At 70.4% G+C, this 16,551-nt stretch carries 16 protein-coding genes and 1 pseudogene; 4 read left to right on the top strand and 13 right to left on the bottom strand.

Annotated features, from left to right (window positions below; genetic code table 11):
- Positions 1–13 precede the first annotated feature (13 nt).
- The 11 genes from nuoK to SAM23877_RS20755 are packed head-to-tail and all read right to left on the bottom strand — an operon-like array spanning position 14 to position 10,911.
- Entirely contained in the window at positions 14–313 is a 300-nt protein-coding gene (gene nuoK, locus SAM23877_RS20805; protein WP_003974374.1) for an NADH-quinone oxidoreductase subunit NuoK, read from the bottom strand.
- Positions 310–1,167: an NADH-quinone oxidoreductase subunit J gene (locus tag SAM23877_RS20800; RefSeq protein WP_053135380.1), complete on the bottom strand. Its 858-nt coding sequence runs from the start codon at positions 1,165–1,167 to the stop codon at positions 310–312. Before SAM23877_RS20800 ends, nuoK begins: the two co-directional genes overlap by 4 nt.
- Positions 1,164–1,805, bottom strand: coding sequence for an NADH-quinone oxidoreductase subunit NuoI (gene nuoI / locus SAM23877_RS20795; RefSeq protein ID WP_053135377.1), 642 nt, complete (start codon positions 1,803–1,805; stop codon positions 1,164–1,166). Before nuoI ends, SAM23877_RS20800 begins: the two co-directional genes overlap by 4 nt.
- On the bottom strand, positions 1,798–3,186 hold the full coding sequence (nuoH, locus tag SAM23877_RS20790; RefSeq protein WP_053135374.1) for an NADH-quinone oxidoreductase subunit NuoH: 1,389 nt from the start codon (positions 3,184–3,186) through the stop codon (positions 1,798–1,800). The genes nuoI and nuoH overlap by 8 nt, the downstream gene beginning before the upstream one ends.
- Positions 3,183–5,687, bottom strand: a complete 2,505-nt coding sequence (locus tag SAM23877_RS20785) for an NADH-quinone oxidoreductase subunit G (RefSeq protein WP_053135371.1) — start codon at positions 5,685–5,687, stop codon at positions 3,183–3,185. Before SAM23877_RS20785 ends, nuoH begins: the two co-directional genes overlap by 4 nt.
- On the bottom strand, positions 5,684–7,036 hold the full coding sequence (gene nuoF, locus SAM23877_RS20780; protein WP_174532239.1) for an NADH-quinone oxidoreductase subunit NuoF: 1,353 nt from the start codon (positions 7,034–7,036) through the stop codon (positions 5,684–5,686). The genes SAM23877_RS20785 and nuoF overlap by 4 nt, the downstream gene beginning before the upstream one ends.
- The gene (gene nuoE, locus SAM23877_RS20775) at positions 7,033–7,905 is read right to left on the bottom strand and encodes an NADH-quinone oxidoreductase subunit NuoE (RefSeq protein WP_053135365.1); all 873 of its coding nucleotides are present in this window, start codon (positions 7,903–7,905) and stop codon (positions 7,033–7,035) included. The genes nuoF and nuoE overlap by 4 nt, the downstream gene beginning before the upstream one ends.
- Positions 7,902–9,236, bottom strand: a complete 1,335-nt coding sequence (locus SAM23877_RS20770; RefSeq protein WP_053135362.1) for an NADH-quinone oxidoreductase subunit D — start codon at positions 9,234–9,236, stop codon at positions 7,902–7,904. Before SAM23877_RS20770 ends, nuoE begins: the two co-directional genes overlap by 4 nt.
- A complete protein-coding gene (locus SAM23877_RS20765) occupies positions 9,233–9,988 on the bottom strand; it encodes an NADH-quinone oxidoreductase subunit C (protein WP_053135359.1) in 756 nt (251 codons plus the stop codon). The genes SAM23877_RS20770 and SAM23877_RS20765 overlap by 4 nt, the downstream gene beginning before the upstream one ends.
- Positions 9,985–10,539, bottom strand: a complete 555-nt coding sequence (locus tag SAM23877_RS20760; RefSeq protein WP_018528252.1) for a NuoB/complex I 20 kDa subunit family protein — start codon at positions 10,537–10,539, stop codon at positions 9,985–9,987. Before SAM23877_RS20760 ends, SAM23877_RS20765 begins: the two co-directional genes overlap by 4 nt.
- 12 nt (positions 10,540–10,551) lie before the next feature.
- Complete coding sequence (locus SAM23877_RS20755) at positions 10,552–10,911, bottom strand: NADH-quinone oxidoreductase subunit A (RefSeq protein ID WP_003974383.1); 360 nt, start codon at positions 10,909–10,911, stop codon at positions 10,552–10,554.
- 757 nt (positions 10,912–11,668) lie between these two features.
- Here SAM23877_RS20755 and SAM23877_RS20750 point away from each other — a divergent pair.
- Positions 11,669–12,508 (top strand): C40 family peptidase, encoded by an 840-nt coding sequence (locus tag SAM23877_RS20750; protein WP_079030336.1) that lies wholly within the window; start codon positions 11,669–11,671, stop codon positions 12,506–12,508.
- Positions 12,509–12,637: 129 nt separating this feature from the next.
- On the top strand, positions 12,638–13,303 hold the full coding sequence (def, locus tag SAM23877_RS20745; protein WP_053135355.1) for a peptide deformylase: 666 nt from the start codon (positions 12,638–12,640) through the stop codon (positions 13,301–13,303).
- Here def and SAM23877_RS20740 read toward each other — a convergent pair whose 3' ends face one another.
- Entirely contained in the window at positions 13,304–14,587 is a 1,284-nt protein-coding gene (locus SAM23877_RS20740) for a geranylgeranyl reductase family protein (RefSeq protein WP_053135352.1), read from the bottom strand.
- Between the two features lie 99 nt (positions 14,588–14,686).
- On the opposite strand from SAM23877_RS20740, the gene SAM23877_RS20735 reads away from it, so the two are divergent.
- Positions 14,687–15,214, top strand: coding sequence for a GNAT family N-acetyltransferase (locus SAM23877_RS20735; RefSeq protein ID WP_053135349.1), 528 nt, complete (start codon positions 14,687–14,689; stop codon positions 15,212–15,214).
- Between the two features lie 237 nt (positions 15,215–15,451).
- Here SAM23877_RS20735 and SAM23877_RS20730 read toward each other — a convergent pair whose 3' ends face one another.
- A complete protein-coding gene (locus SAM23877_RS20730; protein WP_053135346.1) occupies positions 15,452–16,147 on the bottom strand; it encodes a demethylmenaquinone methyltransferase in 696 nt (231 codons plus the stop codon).
- A gap of 136 nt (positions 16,148–16,283) precedes the next feature.
- Between SAM23877_RS20730 and SAM23877_RS20725 the strand changes: the two are divergent.
- Positions 16,284–16,544: pseudogene (locus tag SAM23877_RS20725) on the top strand (hydrolase); the annotation flags it as partial.
- Between the last annotated feature and the right edge of the window lie 7 nt (positions 16,545–16,551).

The following is a 16,551-nucleotide window of genomic DNA, read 5'->3' as shown; positions in this document are numbered from 1 at the left end:
ATTCAGCGACCCCTCACAGCTTCATCAGGCTGGCGTCGTCGACCGAGGCCGAGTGGCGGGAACGGAACAGCGACACGATGATCGCGAGCCCGACCACGACCTCCGCGGCGGCGACGACCATCGTGAAGAAGGCGATGATCTGGCCGTCGAGGTTGCCGTGCATGCGGGAGAAGGCGACGAACGCGAGGTTGCAGGCGTTGAGCATCAGCTCGATGCACATGAAGACCACGATCGCGTTGCGCCGGATCAGCACGCCGGTGGCGCCGATGGTGAACAACAGGGCCGCGAGGTAGAGGTAGTTGACGGGGTTCACTTCGGCGCCTCCTCGGACCGCTTGAAGTCGGCCGGCTCGACCGCCTTGCGCTCCAGACGCTCCTCGGCCCGCTGCTCCAGCGCCTTCAGGTCGTTGAGCGCCTGACTCGACACGTCGCGGATCTGGCCCCGCTCGCGCAGCGTCTTGCTGACGGTGAGCTCGGACGGGGTGCCGTCGGGCAGCAGGCCCGCGATGTCGACCGCGTTGTGCCGGGCGTAGACACCGGGCGCGGGCAGCGGCGGCAGGTGCGTGCCCTCGCGGACGCGCCGCTCGGCCAGTTCGCGCTGGGTCGCGGCCCGCTCGGTGCGCTCGCGGTGGGTGAGCACCATGGCGCCGACGGCGGCCGTGATGAGCAGGGCGCCGGTGATCTCGAAGGCGAACACGTACTTGGTGAAGATGAGGGAGGCGATGCCCTCCACGTTGCCGTTCGCGTTCGCCTGGCCGAGGCCGGTGAACTCCGAGACGGAGGCGTTGCCGATGCCGCCGATCAACAGGATGCCGAAGCCGAGCCCGGACAGCAGGGCCAGCCAGCGCTGCCCCTTGATGGTCTCCTTCAGGGAGTCCGCCGCGGTGACGCCGACGAGCATCACCACGAAGAGGAACAGCATCATGATCGCGCCGGTGTAGACGACGATCTGCACGATGCCCAGGAAGTAGGCGCCGTTGGCGAGGTAGAACACCGCCAGGACGATCATGGTCCCGGCGAGGCAGAGCGCGCTGTGCACGGCCTTCTTCATGAAGACGGTGCACAGGGCGCCGATCACCGCGACCGTGCCGAGGATCCAGAACTGGACGGCCTCTCCGGTGGAGGTGCCGGCGGCGAGCGTCGCCGCGGCGGCGAGCTGCCCGGTCATCGGCGGACCACACCCTCCGACGCCGGTTCGTCCTCGCCGAAGGTCGAGGCGGCCTCCTGGACCACCTCGCCCTCGGAGTGGGCGACCTGCTGGACCGTGCCCGGTGCGGCCTCGGTGACCAGGCCCCGGTAGTAGTCCTGCTCGTCGGTGCCCGGGTAGATGGCGTGGGGCGAGTCGACCATGCCCTCCTCCAGGCCGGCGAGCAGCTGGTCCTTGGTGAAGATGAGGTTGGCGCGGCTGGAGTCGGCCAGCTCGAACTCGTTGGTCATCGTCAGCGCGCGCGTGGGGCACGCCTCGATGCACAGGCCGCACAGGATGCAGCGGGCGTAGTTGATCTGGTAGACGCGGCCGTACCGCTCACCCGGTGAGTAGCGCTCCTCGTCGGTGTTGTCCGCGCCCTCCACGTAGATGGCGTCGGCGGGACACGCCCAGGCGCACAGCTCGCAGCCGACGCACTTCTCCAGGCCGTCCGGATGGCGGTTGAGCTGGTGCCGTCCGTGGAATCGCGGAGCGGTGGTCTTCTGCTGCTCCGGATACTGTTCGGTCAGCCGCTTCTTGAACATGGCCTTGAAGGTCACGCCGAAGCCGGCCACGGGGTTCTGGAAACCGGGTTTGGTCTCCTTCGGTTCCTCAGCCATCGGACGCCTCCTTTCCATCCGTAGATCCGCCCAGGGGTTCGTCACTCTGAGTATCGGGTCCGCCACTGACAATCAGCTCTCGCTCCCGGCGCGGACGGCGTCGCGGTACCGGCGGCGCCTCCTGTCCGGGCATCGGCGGCACCGGGAACCCGCCGGCCATCGGGTCGAATGCGGCCGGCTCCCCGGCCCGTCCCTCGGCGGGTTCCTCGGCCTGCCTGCCCTTGTCGCGGTACATGTCCACGACGAAGGACAACAGCAGCAGGACCAGGACGCCGCCGCCGATGTAGAGGGCGATGTCGGCGAAGTCGTAGTTCTCGTTCCGCAGGGCCCGCACGGTCGCGACCAGCATCAGCCAGACGAGGGAGACCGGGATGAGGACCTTCCAGCCGAGCTTCATCAGCTGGTCGTAGCGGACCCGGGGAAGCGTGCCGCGCAGCCAGATGAAGAAGAACAGCAGCAGCTGGACCTTGACCACGAACCACAGCAGCGGCCACCAGCCGTGGTTGGCGCCCTCCCAGAAGGTGCTGACCGGCCAGGGGGCCCGCCAGCCGCCGAGGAAGAGGGTGGTGGCGACCGCCGAGACCGTCACCATGTTCACGTACTCGGCGAGCATGAACATCGCGAACTTGATCGACGAGTACTCGGTGTTGAAGCCGCCCACCAGGTCGCCCTCGGACTCCGGCATGTCGAAGGGGGCGCGGTTGGTCTCGCCGATCATCGTGACGACGTAGAGGATGAAGGAGACCGGGAGCAGCAGGATGTACCAGCGGTCGGTCTGCTGGGAGACGATCTCCGAGGTCGACATCGACCCGGAGTAGAGGAACACCGAGGCGAACGCGGCGCCCATCGCGATCTCGTAGGAGATCATCTGCGCGCAGGACCGCAGGCCGCCGAGGAGCGGGTACGTCGAGCCGGAGCTCCAGCCCGCGAGCACGATGCCGTAGATGCCGACCGAGGCGACCGCCAGGATGAACAGCATCGCGATCGGCAGGTCGGTGAGCTGCATCGCGGTGCGGTGGCCGAAGACCGACACCTCGTTGCCGGCCGGGCCGAAGGGGATCACGGCGATCGCCATGAAGGCCGGGATGGCCGCGACGACCGGCGCGAGGACGTACACGGCCTTGTCCGCGCGCTTGACGACGAGGTCTTCCTTGAGCATCAGCTTGATGCCGTCGGCGAGCGACTGGAGCATGCCCCAGGGCCCGTGCCGGTTCGGACCGATGCGCAGCTGCATCCAGGCGACGACCTTGCGCTCCCACACGATGGAGAACAGCACGGTGATCATCAGGAAGGCGAAGCAGAACACCGCCTTGACGACGACCAGCCACCAGGGGTCGGTGCCGAACATCGAGAGGTCTTCAGCGGCGAGGTACGGGCTCATGCCTCCACCTCCTTGGGGGCCGTGCCCGCGAGCGTCGCCGGGCCGATGCGGACGAGGGAGCCGGGCAGCACCCCGGCGTCCGAGGCGACGCCGTCGCCGGCCGAGTTCAGCGGGAGCCAGACCACCCGGTCGGGCATCTCGGTGATCTGCAGCGGCAGTTCGACGACCCCGGCGGGGCCGGTCACGGCCAGGAGGTCGCCGTCCTTGACGCCCGCCTCCGCGGCCGTGGCGGCCGACAGGCGCGCGCGGGCGGCGTGCCGGGTCCCGGCGAGCGCCTCGTCGCCCTGCTGGAGGACACCCTGGTCGAGCAGCAGCCGGTGCCCGGCCAGTACGGCCTCGCCGGCGGCCGGCCGCGGCAGTGCGCCCGCGGTGTGCAGCGGTTCGGTGGCCCGGGGCCCGCTCCAGGGACCGAGCCGGTCGATCTCCGCGCGCGTGGTGCGCAGGTCCGGCAGACCCAGGTGCACGTCCATGGCGTCGGCCAGCATCTGGAGCACGCGGGCGTCGGTGGGCGCGAGGCGGCGGGTCATGTGGTCGGGCTTGAGCGCGGCCTCGAAGAAGCGCACCCGGCCCTCCCAGTTGAGGAAGGTCCCGGCCTTCTCGGCGACCGCGGCGACGGGCAGCACCACGTCGGCGAGTTCGGTGACCTCGCTGGGCCGCAGCTCCAGCGACACCACGAATCCGGCCTCGGCGAGTGCCGCACGCGCGCGTGCCGGGTCGGGCAGGTCGGCGACCTCCACGCCCGCCACCAGCAGCGCCTGGAGCTCGCCCCGGGTGGCGGCCTCGACGATCTCGCCGGTGTCGCGTCCGTAGCGGTGCGGAAGGTCGGCCAGGCCCCAGACGGCGGCGACCTCCTCACGCGCGCGGGGGTCGGTCGCCGGACGTCCGCCCGGCAGCAGCGACGGCAGCGCGCCCGCCTCGACGGCGCCGCGCTCACCCGCCCGGCGCGGGATCCACACCAACCGGGCGCCGGTCGCCGCGGCGGTCCGGACGGCGGCGGTGAGGCCGCCGGCCACGGACGCCAGCCGCTCCCCGACCACGATCACCGCGCCCTGGGCGCGCAGCGCCTCGGCGGCCCGCGCTCCGTCGTCCGCGAGACCGGCCCCGCTCGCGAGCGCGTCCAGCCACTCGGTCTCGGTGCCCGGAGCGGCGGGCAGCAGCGTGCCACCGGCCTTCTCCAGACCCCGCGTGGCGTGGGTGGCCAGGGAGAACACCTTCTGCCCGTGCCCCCGCCAGGCCTTGCGCAGCCGCAGGAAGACGCCGGGCGCCTCCTCCTCGGACTCGAAGCCGACCAGCAGGACACCGGGCGCCTTCTCCAGCGCGGTGTAGGTGATCCCCGTGCCGTCGAGGTCCCGGCCGCGTCCGGCGATCCGGGAGGCCAGGAAGTCCGCCTCCTCGGCGCTGTGCACGCGCGCGCGGAAGTCGATGTCGTTGGTGTCGAGCGCCACGCGCGCGAACTTGCTGTACGCGTAGGCGTCCTCGACGGTGAGCCGGCCGCCGGTCAGCACGCCCGTCCGGCCACGCGAGGCGAGCAGCCCCTGCGCGGCGATCTGCAGCGCCTCCGGCCAGGAGGCCGGCTCCAGGTCGCCCTCGGCGTTGCGCACCAGGGGCGTCGTCAGCCGGTCCCGCTGCTGCGCGTACCGGAAGGCGAACCGCCCCTTGTCGCAGATCCACTCCTCGTTGACCTCGGGCTCGTCGGCCGCGAGGCGCCGCATGACCTTGCCGCGCCGGTGGTCGGTGCGGGTCGCGCAGCCGCCGGAGCAGTGCTCGCACACCGAAGGCGAGGAGATCAGGTCGAAGGGGCGGGAGCGGAACCGGTACGCCGCCGAGGTGAGCGCGCCGACCGGGCAGATCTGGATGGTGTTGCCGGAGAAGTACGACTCGAAGGGGTCGCCCTCGCCGGTGCCGACCTGCTGGAGCGCGCCGCGCTCGATCAGCTCGATCATCGGGTCGCCCGCGATCTGGTTGGAGAACCGGGTGCAGCGGGCGCACAGCACGCACCGTTCGCGGTCGAGGAGCACCTGCGTGGAGATCGGCACGGGCTTCTCGTAGGTCCGCTTCTTCCCCTCGAAGCGGGAGTCGGACTGGCCGTGGGACATCGCCTGGTTCTGCAGCGGGCACTCGCCGCCCTTGTCGCAGACCGGGCAGTCCAGCGGGTGGTTGATGAGGAGCAGCTCCATCACACCGTGCTGCGCCTTCTCCGCCACGGGCGAGGTGAGGTGGGTCTTCACCACCATCCCGTCCGTGCAGGTGATGGTGCAGGACGCCATGGGCTTGCGCTGGCCCTCGACCTCGACGATGCACTGGCGGCAGGCGCCGGCCGGGTCGAGGAGGGGGTGGTCGCAGAACCGGGGGATCTCGATGCCGAGCTGCTCGGCGGCCCGGATGACCAGGGTGCCCTTGGGCACGCTGATCTCGACGCCGTCGATCGTCAGCGACACGAGGTCCTCCGGCGGGACCGCCGCCTCTCCCCCGCCGGAGGGAGAGCTGGTGGTCACAGTCATGCGTTCACCTCCGTACGGTGGTCCGCCCAGGCCGTCGACTTGGCCGGGTCGAAGGGGCAGCCGCGGCCCGTGATGTGCTGCTCGTACTCCTCGCGGAAGTACTTGAGCGAGGAGAAGATCGGCGAGGCGGCACCGTCGCCGAGGGCGCAGAAGGACTTGCCGTTGATGTTGTCGGCGATGTCGTTCAGCTTGTCGAGGTCGGACATCGCGCCCTTGCCGGCCTCGATGTCGCGCAGCAGCTGGACGAGCCAGTAGGTGCCCTCGCGGCAGGGCGTGCACTTGCCGCAGGACTCGTGGGCGTAGAACTCGGTCCAGCGGGTGACGGCGCGCACGACGCAGGTCGTCTCGTCGAAGCACTGGAGCGCCTTGGTGCCGAGCATGGAACCCGCGGCGCCCACTCCTTCGTAGTCGAGGGGGACGTCGAGGTGCTCGTCGGTGAACATCGGGGTCGAGGAGCCGCCCGGTGTCCAGAACTTCAGCCGGTGACCGGGGCGCATGCCGCCGCTCATGTCGAGGAGCTGGCGCAGCGTGATGCCGAGCGGGGCCTCGTACTGGCCGGGGCCCGCGACGTGGCCGCTGAGCGAGTAGAGCGTGAAGCCCGGGGACTTCTCGCTGCCCATCGACCGGAACCAGTCCTTGCCCCGGTTCAGGATCGCGGGAACCGACGCGATCGACTCGACGTTGTTCACCACAGTCGGGCAGGCGTAGAGGCCTGCCACAGCGGGGAAGGGGGGACGCAGCCGCGGTTGACCCCGGCGGCCTTCGAGCGAGTCGAGCAGCGCGGTCTCCTCACCGCAGATGTACGCGCCCGCGCCCGCGTGCACGGTGAGTTCGAGGTCGAGTCCGCTGCCCAGGATGTTCTCGCCGAGGAAGCCGGCCGCGTAGGCCTCGCGCACGGCCTCGTGCAGCCGCCGCAGCACCGGGACGACTTCACCACGCAGGTAGATGAAGGCGTGCGAGGACCTGATGGCGTAGCACGCGATGACGATGCCCTCGATGAGGCTGTGCGGGTTCGCGAAGAGGAGCGGGATGTCCTTGCAGGTCCCCGGCTCCGACTCGTCGGCGTTGACAACAAGATAGTGAGGCTTGCCGTCGCCCTGGGGGATGAACTGCCACTTCATCCCGGTCGGGAACCCGGCACCGCCGCGTCCGCGCAGACCCGAGTCCTTGACGTACGCGATCAGGTCGTCCGGCGACATCGCCAGCGCCTTGCGGAGCCCCTCGTACCCCTCGTGCCTCCGGTAGACGTCCAGGGTCCAGGACTCGTCCTCGTCCCAGAAGGCCGACAGCACGGGTGCGAGCAGCTTCTCCGGGCTGGTGTCCTTGATCTCGGCTGCCACGGTCATCACTCCCCCTCCTCGGCGGTGGGCCCTGCCGGGTGGGAAGGGTCGGATGCCGATGTGTCCTGCGGCGCGTCGTGCGAGCTGAGGTGTTCCGTCGTGGACGGGTCGTGCGCGGCGCGGTCCTGCGGCGCGTCGTGCGGCCCGCCGTCCCGCGGGTGCACCACGCGCGCGGCGGTCGCCTCGCCCTTGGCCAGCTTCAGTCCGGCCAGGGAGGCGGGACCCGCGCTGCCGCCGGCCGCGACGGCGCCGTCCCGCTCGTCGGGGAAGCCCGCCAGGATGCGGGCGGTCTCCTTGAAGGTGCACAGGGGCGCACCGCGCGTGGGCGTGACCGTCCGTCCCGCGCGCAGGTCGTCGACGAGGCGCCGGACGCTCGCGGGGGTCTGGTTGTCGAAGAACTCCCAGTTCACCATCACGACCGGAGCGAAGTCGCAGGCCGCGTTGCACTCGATGTGCTCCAGGGTGACCTTGCCGTCCTCGGTGGTCTCGCCGTTGCCGACGCCGAGGTGCTCCTGGAGGGACTCGAAGATCGCGTCACCGCCCATGACCGCGCAGAGCGTGTTGGTGCAGACGCCGACCTGGTAGTCGCCGCTCGGCCTGCGCCGGTACATGGAGTAGAAGGTGGCGACCGCGGTGACCTCGGCCGTGGTGAGGTCCAGCATGTCCGCGCAGAACCGCATGCCGGTGCGCGTGACGTGTCCCTCCTGCGACTGCACCAGGTGCAGCAGCGGCAGGAGGGCGGACCGGGAGTCCGGGTAGCGGGCGATGATCTCGCGCGCGTCGGTCTCCAGCCGGGCCCGGACGTCGTCCGGGTACGCGGGCGCGGGCAGTTCCGGCATGCCCAGGCTGACGCCCCGCTCGGAAGAAGAGGTGGTCACCGGTCGACGCCTCCCATCACGGGGTCGATGGACGCCACGGCGACGATGACGTCGGCGACCTGGCCGCCCTCGCACATCGCCGCCATGGCCTGCAGGTTGGTGAAGGACGGGTCGCGGAAGTGGACCCGGAAGGGGCGGGTGCCGCCGTCGGAGACGACGTGCACCCCGAGCTCGCCCTTGGGCGACTCGACCGCCGTGTACGCCTGTCCCGGCGGTACGCGGAAGCCCTCGGTGACCAGCTTGAAGTGGTGGATCAGGGCCTCCATGGAGGTGCCCATGATCTTCTTGATGTGGTCGAGGGAGTTGCCCAGTCCGTCCGGCCCCAGGGCGAGCTGGGCGGGCCAGGCGATCTTCTTGTCGGCGACCATGACCGGGCCGGGCTGGAGCCGGTCCAGGCACTGCTCGACGATCCGCAGCGACTGGCGCATCTCCTCCAGCCGGATGAGGAAGCGGCCGTAGGAGTCGCAGGTGTCGGCGGTCGGGATGTCGAAGTCGTACGTCTCGTAGCCGCAGTACGGCTGGCTCTTGCGCAGGTCGTGGGGGAGGCCGGTGGAGCGCAGGACCGGGCCGGTGGCGCCGAGCGCCATGCAGCCGGTCAGGTCGAGGTAGCCGACGTCCTGCATGCGGCCCTTGAAGATGGGGTTCCCGGTGGCGAGCTTGTCGTACTCCGGGAGGTTCTTCTTCATCTTCTTCACGAACTCGCGGATCTGGTCCACCGCGCCGGGGGGCAGGTCCTGGGCGAGTCCGCCCGGGCGGATGTACGCGTGGTTCATCCGCAGGCCGGTGATCAGCTCGAAGATGTCGAGGATCAGCTCACGATCACGGAAGCCGTAGATCATGATCGTGGTGGCGCCGAGCTCCATGCCGCCGGTGGCGATGCACACCAGGTGGGAGGAGAGCCGGTTCAGCTCCATCAGCAGGACCCGGATGATCGAGGCCCGGTCCGGGATCTGGTCCTCGATGCCGAGGAGCTTCTCGACGCCCAGGCAGTACGCCGTCTCGTTGAAGAACGGCGTCAGGTAGTCCATGCGCGTCACGAACGTGGTGCCCTGCGTCCAGGTCCGGTACTCGAGGTTCTTCTCGATGCCGGTGTGCAGGTAGCCGATGCCGCAGCGGGCCTCGGTGACCGTCTCGCCGTCGATCTCCAGGATCAGGCGGAGCACACCGTGCGTGGACGGGTGCTGGGGGCCCATGTTGACGACGATGCGCTCGTCGTCGGCGCGGGCCGCGGACTGGACGACCTCGTCCCAGTCGCCACCGGTGACCGTGTAGACGGTGCCTTCGGTGGTCTCGCGCGCCGAAGCCGCGGACGCTGACTGTGTGCTGCTCACGAGTACGACCTCCGCTGGTCCGGAGCCGGGATCTGGGCGCCCTTGTACTCGACGGGGATGCCGCCGAGGGGATAGTCCTTGCGCTGCGGAAAGCCCTGCCAGTCGTCCGGCATCATGATCCGCGTCAGGGCCGGGTGACCGTCGAAGACGATGCCGAAGAAGTCGTACGTCTCGCGCTCGTGCCAGTCGTTCGTCGGATAGACGGGGACCAGCGACGGGATGTGCGGGTCGCTGTCGGGGGCGCTCACCTCCAGGCGGATCAACCGGTTGTGGGTGATCGAGCGCAGGTGGTAGACGGCGTGCAGCTCACGGCCCTTGTCGTGCGGGTAGTGGACGCCGCTGACGCCGGTGCACAGTTCGAAGCGCAGGGCCGGGTCGTCGCGCAGGGTGCGGGCGACGCGGACCAGGTGCTCGCGCTCGATGTGGAAGGCCAGCTCGCCCCGGTCCACGACCGTCTTCTCGATGGCGCCTGCGGGCAGGAGTCCCTGTTCCTCCAGCGCGCCCTCCAGCTCGTCGGCGACCTCGTCGAACCAGCCGCCGTAGGGCCTGCTCGCCGGTCCGGGGAGCCGCACGGAGCGGACCAGGCCGCCGTAGCCGGAGGTGTCGCCGCCGCCCGCGGCGCCGAACATCCCGCGCTGGACGCGGATCTCCTCGCCGCCCTGGCCACGCTGGCCCGGGAGGTTCTCCGCGGACAGTTCCCTCTCGGGGTTGGCCCCGTTCGCGTCACCCGCGGTGTTGTTCGCGTCGCTCACCGCAGCAGCCCCTTCATCTCGATCGTGGGCAGGGCCTTGAGCGCCGCTTCCTCCGCCTCCCGGGCCGCCTCCTCGGCGTTCACGCCGAGCTTGGAGCTCTGGATCTTCTGGTGGAGCTTGAGGATGGCGTCCATCAGCATCTCGGGCCGCGGCGGGCAGCCGGGGAGATAGATGTCGACCGGGACGATGTGGTCGACGCCCTGGACGATCGCGTAGTTGTTGAACATGCCGCCCGAGGAGGCGCAGACCCCCATGGAGATCACCCACTTCGGGTTCGGCATCTGGTCGTAGACCTGCCGCAGCACCGGCGCCATCTTCTGGCTGACCCGGCCCGCGACGATCATCAGGTCCGCCTGCCGCGGCGATCCGCGGAAGACCTCCATACCGAAGCGCGCCAGGTCGTAGCGGCCGGCGCCGGTGGTCATCATCTCGATGGCACAGCAGGCGAGGCCGAACGTGGCGGGGAAGACGGACGATTTGCGCACCCAGCCCGCGGCCTGCTCGACGGTGGTCAGCAGGAAGCCGCTCGGCAGTTTTTCTTCGAGTCCCATGTCAATGGCCCCTCAGTCCCATTCCAGGCCGCCGCGCCGCCATACGTACGCGTACGCGACGAAGACGGTGAGCACGAAGAGCAGCATCTCCACGAGCCCGAAAATCCCCAGGGCGTCGAAGGTGACGGCCCAGGGGTAGAGGAAGACGATCTCGATATCGAAGATGATGAAGAGCATCGCCGTCAGGTAGTACTTGATGGGGAAGCGCCCGCCGCCGGCCGGCGTGGGGGTCGGCTCGATGCCGCACTCGTAGGCCTCGAGCTTCGCCCGGTTGTACCGCTTCGGACCGATCAGCGTGGCCATGACCACGGAGAAGATCGCAAAGCCTGCCCCGAGGGCTCCCAGTACGAGGATGGGCGCATACGCGTTCACCGCTCCTCGCTCCTCTCAGTCGGCACTGACTGCTGGCGGTTGCATCGGGCTCGCTCTCCCCCGCCCCAACAGCCCCACGAGCCCCGCTCGTCCCGGCGAAGATCGCGAACATGTGAAGCAGGTCACAAGCCCAACTGCCTCGCATCTTATGCCTGCCGCTCTGTGATCTGCGACACGGGGTATTGCACAAGCTTTGTGATCTCCACCACCTGACGAACGATCATGAAGTCGGATGAGCAGTGATCTTCACACAAGAAGCGTTCAGCTGATCACCAGAGGTGACAATTCCGATCGTCGCCGCTGGCCAGAGAGGTGCGTGGAGGAGCGTCTCAATATCAAGAAGCTTCTCTTGCATGCAAACTGGCGCCGGACACGATCACTTGATAGAGGGCGCGTTCACACATCAGGGGGAGGAGCCGGTGCGATGTGGACACGTGCACGCGTTCACGAGCTCCGCAGGACCGGGTCACGCGCCACGGACGCGCCCGACGGGGCAACCGTTCCGTGACCTGCGCCACATTCATGAGAGGCGTCTGAGAACCGGGCTTGGCCAACTGCTTCAACAAGTGGTAAGCGCGGGGCAATTCGGGCGTAACGATCAAAGACCGTGATCACAGGCCGGTTACGGACCGCCCGCAATGTCCGTTAGGGCGTCAATAAGGAGCGACACGCCCGGGATTCGAGGCCTGATTGAACAACTGTGGCGCAGCCCACGTTTCTTGAAGGTATGGAGGAGCTCCTGATACCGGTTGTCCCTATGTCCCACACCGCTCACATACGCAGCCACCGGAAGCCCCGCCGCAGCGCGTCGACCATCGCGATGCGAGCCGGAGTTGCCGGTGGCGTCCTCAGCACCCTGGCAGTGGCCGGGGCGTCGGGTTCGGCCAACGCGGCAGAACCGGTGACGCAGACCCTCGAACTGCCCACCCTGACGGCCGACCTGGCCGCTCAGGTCGCCCAGTCCGCGGACGCCACCCAGCAGGCCGCCGCCAACTACGAGCTGGTGGCCGAGCGCGACGCGGCCGCCGCGCAGGCGGCCAAGAAGGCCAAGGCGGACCTCGCGGAGGCCAAGAAGAAGGCCGCGGAGGAGAAGAAGAAGGCCGAGGAGGCCGAGCGCAAGGCGGCCGCCGAGCGTGCCGAGCGCAGCGCCGAGCGCGCCACCCTGAGCGCCTCCGCGGACACCGGGTCCTCGGAGAGCACGGGCAGCAGCAGCGTCGGCAGCACCAGCACGTCCACCGCCACCGGTTCCGCCGCCGCGGTCGTCGCGTTCGCGCAGGCCCAGGTCGGCAAGGCGTACGTCTCCGGTGCCACCGGTCCGTCCGCCTACGACTGCTCCGGTCTCGTGCAGGCCGCCTTCAAGCAGGTGGGCATCAGCCTCCCGCGGGTCTCCCAGGACCAGTCGACCGCCGGCACCCAGGTGGGGCTGAGCAACCTCCAGCCCGGCGACATCCTGTACTGGGGCGGTGCGGGCAGCGCGTACCACGTGGGCATCTACGTCGGCGACGGCATGTTCGTCGGCGCGCAGAACTCCTCCACCGGCGTCGTCAAGGCGTCGCTCTCCTACGACCCGCCGAGCGGCGCGGTCCGCGTCCTGTAGCCGGACGCACGCACAGCACGTACGCAAGGGCCGCAGCCGCTCGGGGGCTGCGGCCCTTCGGCCTCTCCTGGCATGCTCGGCGCGGGCCGGACTCCCACCGGCCCGTCCGCGAGCCGAAGGAGAGACGCCATGCCCAGTGTGTTCGTACAGGGGCGGCCCGCCGCCGCCTGTCCCCCGCTCGCGCCGGAGGCCCTGCGCGGGTCGGTGCGGCGGATCACGGAGTTCGGCGAGGAGGTCCTGCACAAGCCCTGCCGGGACGTCACCGAGTTCGGGCCCGACCTCGCCGCGCTCATCGACGACATGTTCCGCACCATGTACGTCGCGGAGGGAGCCGGCCTGGCGGCGAATCAGGTGGGCGTCGCGCTGCGCCTGTTCGTCTACGACTGCCTGGACGACGACGGTGTCCGACATGTCGGGCACATCGTCAACCCGGTGCAAGCACCCCTCGACCCCGCCGAGCGGCGGCTGCTCGACGAGGGCGAGGGCTGCCTCTCGGTGCCGGGCGCCACCATGACCGTCCCGCGCCCCGACCGGGCCGTCGTCCGGGGCCTCGACCGACACGGTGCCCCGCTCGTCGTCGAGGGCACCGGATACTTCGCGCGCTGCCTCGCCCACGAGACCGACCACGTGAACGGGCACGTCTACCTGGACCGGCTCTCCGCACGCGACCGGAAGACGGCACTGCGGCGGTCGGCGGACCGGCGCGAGGAGGTCCTGGCGCGCCGGGCCGCCAACGCCCGGGCCCTGGACGAGGCTTCCGGGGACCTCACCCGGCCGCGCCCGTCCCGGGGCTGATCACGCCTTCGGCGCGACCTTGCTCAGTCCGTTGATGATGCGGTCCATCGCGTCGCCGCCCGTCGGGTCCGTCAGGTTGGCGAGCATCTTGAGGGTGAACTTCATCAGGATGGGGTGGGTGAGGCCGCGCTGGGTCGCGATCTGCATGACCTTCGGGTTGCCGATGAGCTTCACGAAGGCGCGGCCCAGCGTGTAGTAGCCGCCGTAGGTGTCCTTCAGGACGCGCGGGTAGCGCTGGAGGGCGATCTCGCGCTGGGCCGGCGTGGACCGCGCGTGGGCCTGGACGATGACGTCGGCGGCGATCTGGCCGGACTCCATGGCGTAGGCGATGCCCTCGCCGTTGAAGGGGTTCACCAGGCCGCCGGCGTCACCGACGAGCAGCAGGCCCTTGGTGTAGTGGGGCTGGCGGTTGAAGGCCATGGGCAGGGCGGCGCCGCGGATCGGGCCGGTCATGTTGTCCGGGGTGTAGCCCCAGTCCTCCGGCATGGAGGCGCACCAGGCCTTGAGGATCTCGCGCCAGTCGATCTCCTTGAAGGACGAGGAGGTGTTCAGCACGCCCAGGCCGACGTTCGAGGTGCCGTCGCCCATGCCGAAGATCCAGCCGTAGCCCGGCAGGAGGCGGTCCTGGGCGCCCCGGCGGTCCCACAGCTCCAGCCAGGACTCCAGGTAGTCGTCGTCGTGGCGCGGCGAGGTGAAGTACGTGCGGACCGCGACGCCCATCGGGCGGTCCTCGCGGCGGTGCAGGCCCATCGCGAGGGACAGCCGCGTGGAGTTGCCGTCGGCGGCCACGACCAGCGGCGCGTGGAAGGTGACCTCGCGCTTGTCCTCCCCCAGCTTGGCGTGCACGCCGGTGATGCGGCCGGTGCGGTCGTCGACGACCGGGGCGCCGACGTTGCAGCGCTCGTACAGGCGCGCGCCGGCCTTCTGGGCCTGCCGGGCGAGCTGGTCGTCGAAGTCGTCGCGCTTGCGGACGAGTCCGTAGTCGGGGAAGGAGGCCAGATCCGGCCAGTCGAGCTGGAGGCGGGAGCCGCCGCCGATGATGCGCAGACCCTTGTTGCGCAGCCAGCCGGCCTCCTCGGAGATGTCGATCCCCATGGCGACGAGCTGCTTGACCGCGCGCGGGGTGAGGCCGTCGCCGCAGACCTTCTCCCGTGGGAAGGCGGTCTTCTCCAGCAGGAGGACGTCGAGTCCCGCCTTGGCCAGGTGGTACGCGGTCGTGGAGCCGGCTGGCCCCGCGCCCACGACGATCACATCGGCGGTGTGGTCGGAGAGGGGCTCGGTCACGGCGGGATCTCCCCAGAGATTCGAAATCTGCGTGCCGACGGGCACTGGACATGGGCAGTCTATTCAGCGTCACCGACCACCCGGCTGAAGGGCTGCCCAGTGAACCGAGCTCTGCCCGTTGTACGGTTGCGCGTCCCCACCGACGAGGACGCCGTCGCCTGGCACCGGATCTTCGACGACCCGGACGTCATGGAGTTCCACGGCGGGAGGTCCGCGGAGCTGTCCGTCTACGAGGAGCTCACCGCCCGCCAGCGCCGGCACGACGCCGAGCACGGCTTCTGCCTGTGGACGATGGTGGACGAGGAGGGCCGGGTGGTCGGCTTCACCGGCGCCCAGCCGTGGCCGCAGGAGTGGGGCCCCAAGGGCGAGATCGAGATCGGCTGGCGCCTCGGCCGGGAGCACTGGGGCAAGGGGTACGTGACGGCGGCGGCCCGGCAGACGCTGGAGCGGGTGCGGGCCGCGGGCGTGGCGGAGGTCGTGGCGATGGTCAACGCGCGCAACGCCCGGTCCATCGCGGTCACGGAGCGGCTGGGCATGCGGCTCTCCGAGGTCTTCACGACGCCGGTCTCCGAGCAGCAGGGGCACTGCTACCGGCTGCCCCTGCACTCGACGGCGCCGGTCACCTGAAGCGGGCACGCGTCGCGGGGGCCACGTGACACGTCCGGGTGGTGCCCGGCGGAGCCGTTCCGCCGGGCACCGCCGGGAGGTGCGCCCGGCGCGTGCAGCGCCGGGCGGCGGTGTACCTGCGGTTCGGCTTCGGCCGGGGCGGGGCGAGGGCGTCCGCGAGCCGCGGGTGCCCGGTCCGCGCCGGGGCGGGCTCCGGGAGCGGGGCGAGCCGCGCGGGGACGACCCGACGCGCCGCTCTCAGCTCTCCTTGAACCCGCGGTGCAGCGCCACCACGCCGCCCGTCAGGTTCCGGTACGCCACCCTGGACCAGCCGGCCTCGCCCAGCCGCCGGGCGAGCGCCGGCTGGTCGGGCCAGGCGCGGATGGACTCGGCGAGGTAGACGTACGCGTCGGGGTTGGACGACACCGCGCGGGCCACCGGCGGCAGGGCGCGCATCAGGTACTCGGTGTAGACGGTCCGGAAGGGCGTCCAGGTCGGGTGCGAGAACTCGCAGATGACGACCCGGCCGCCGGGCCGCGTCACCCGGTACATCTCGCGCAGCGCGGCGTCCGTGTCCTGCACGTTGCGCAGCCCGAAGGAGATGGTGACCGCGTCGAAGACGTCGTCGGCGAACGGCAGCCTGGTCGCGTCGCCCGCGGTGAACGGCAGCCAGCTGTGCCGCTCCTTGCCCACCTGGAGCATGCCGAGGGAGAAGTCGCACGGGACGACGTAGGCGCCGGTGCGGGCGAAGGGCAGGGAGGAGGTCGCCGTGCCGGCCGCGAGGTCGAGGACCTTCTGCGCGGGGCGGGCGTCGACGGCTCTGGCGACCTCCTTGCGCCACGCCCGGTCCTGGCCGAGCGAGAGCACGGCGTTCGTCAGGTCGTACCGTTCCGCGACGTGGTCGAACATCGAGGCGACTTCGTGCGGCTGCTTGTTCAGGGAAGCGCGGGTCACCGGCCCATTGTTGCAGCACGGGCTCACGGCAGCAGGCGCGGCCTCTTCCGCGCGGCGACGTCCTCCACCCAACCGAACAGCAGCACGAGGACCGCGGTCAGGACCCAGGCCACCCCCAGCAGGCTGCAGGAGGACGACGTCGGACGCCACCGCCTGGAAGGGCATGGCGCTCACCTCGATGCTCGGCGTCAACGACGTCGCCGGCGAGACCTTCACCCTGGCGGACGCGGCCGAGGTGCGGGCCTTCGCGAAGGAGAAGGGCCTCGCGTGGGTGTCGGTGTGGGCCGCCTTCCGGGACAGGCGGTGCGGCGAGGAGGCGCCGGCCACCGACGCGCTGACCACGTGCAGCGGCGTGGAGCAGGAGGACGGGGCGTTCGGGGCGGCGTTCGGCGCGTAGGCCTGTC

Origin of the sequence: Streptomyces ambofaciens ATCC 23877 (assembly GCF_001267885.1) — a bacterium.
Classification (GTDB): Bacteria; Actinomycetota; Actinomycetes; order Streptomycetales; family Streptomycetaceae; genus Streptomyces; species Streptomyces ambofaciens.
Note: the sequence above shows the minus strand (reverse complement) of the source record. Positions and strands in the feature narration are given on the sequence as shown.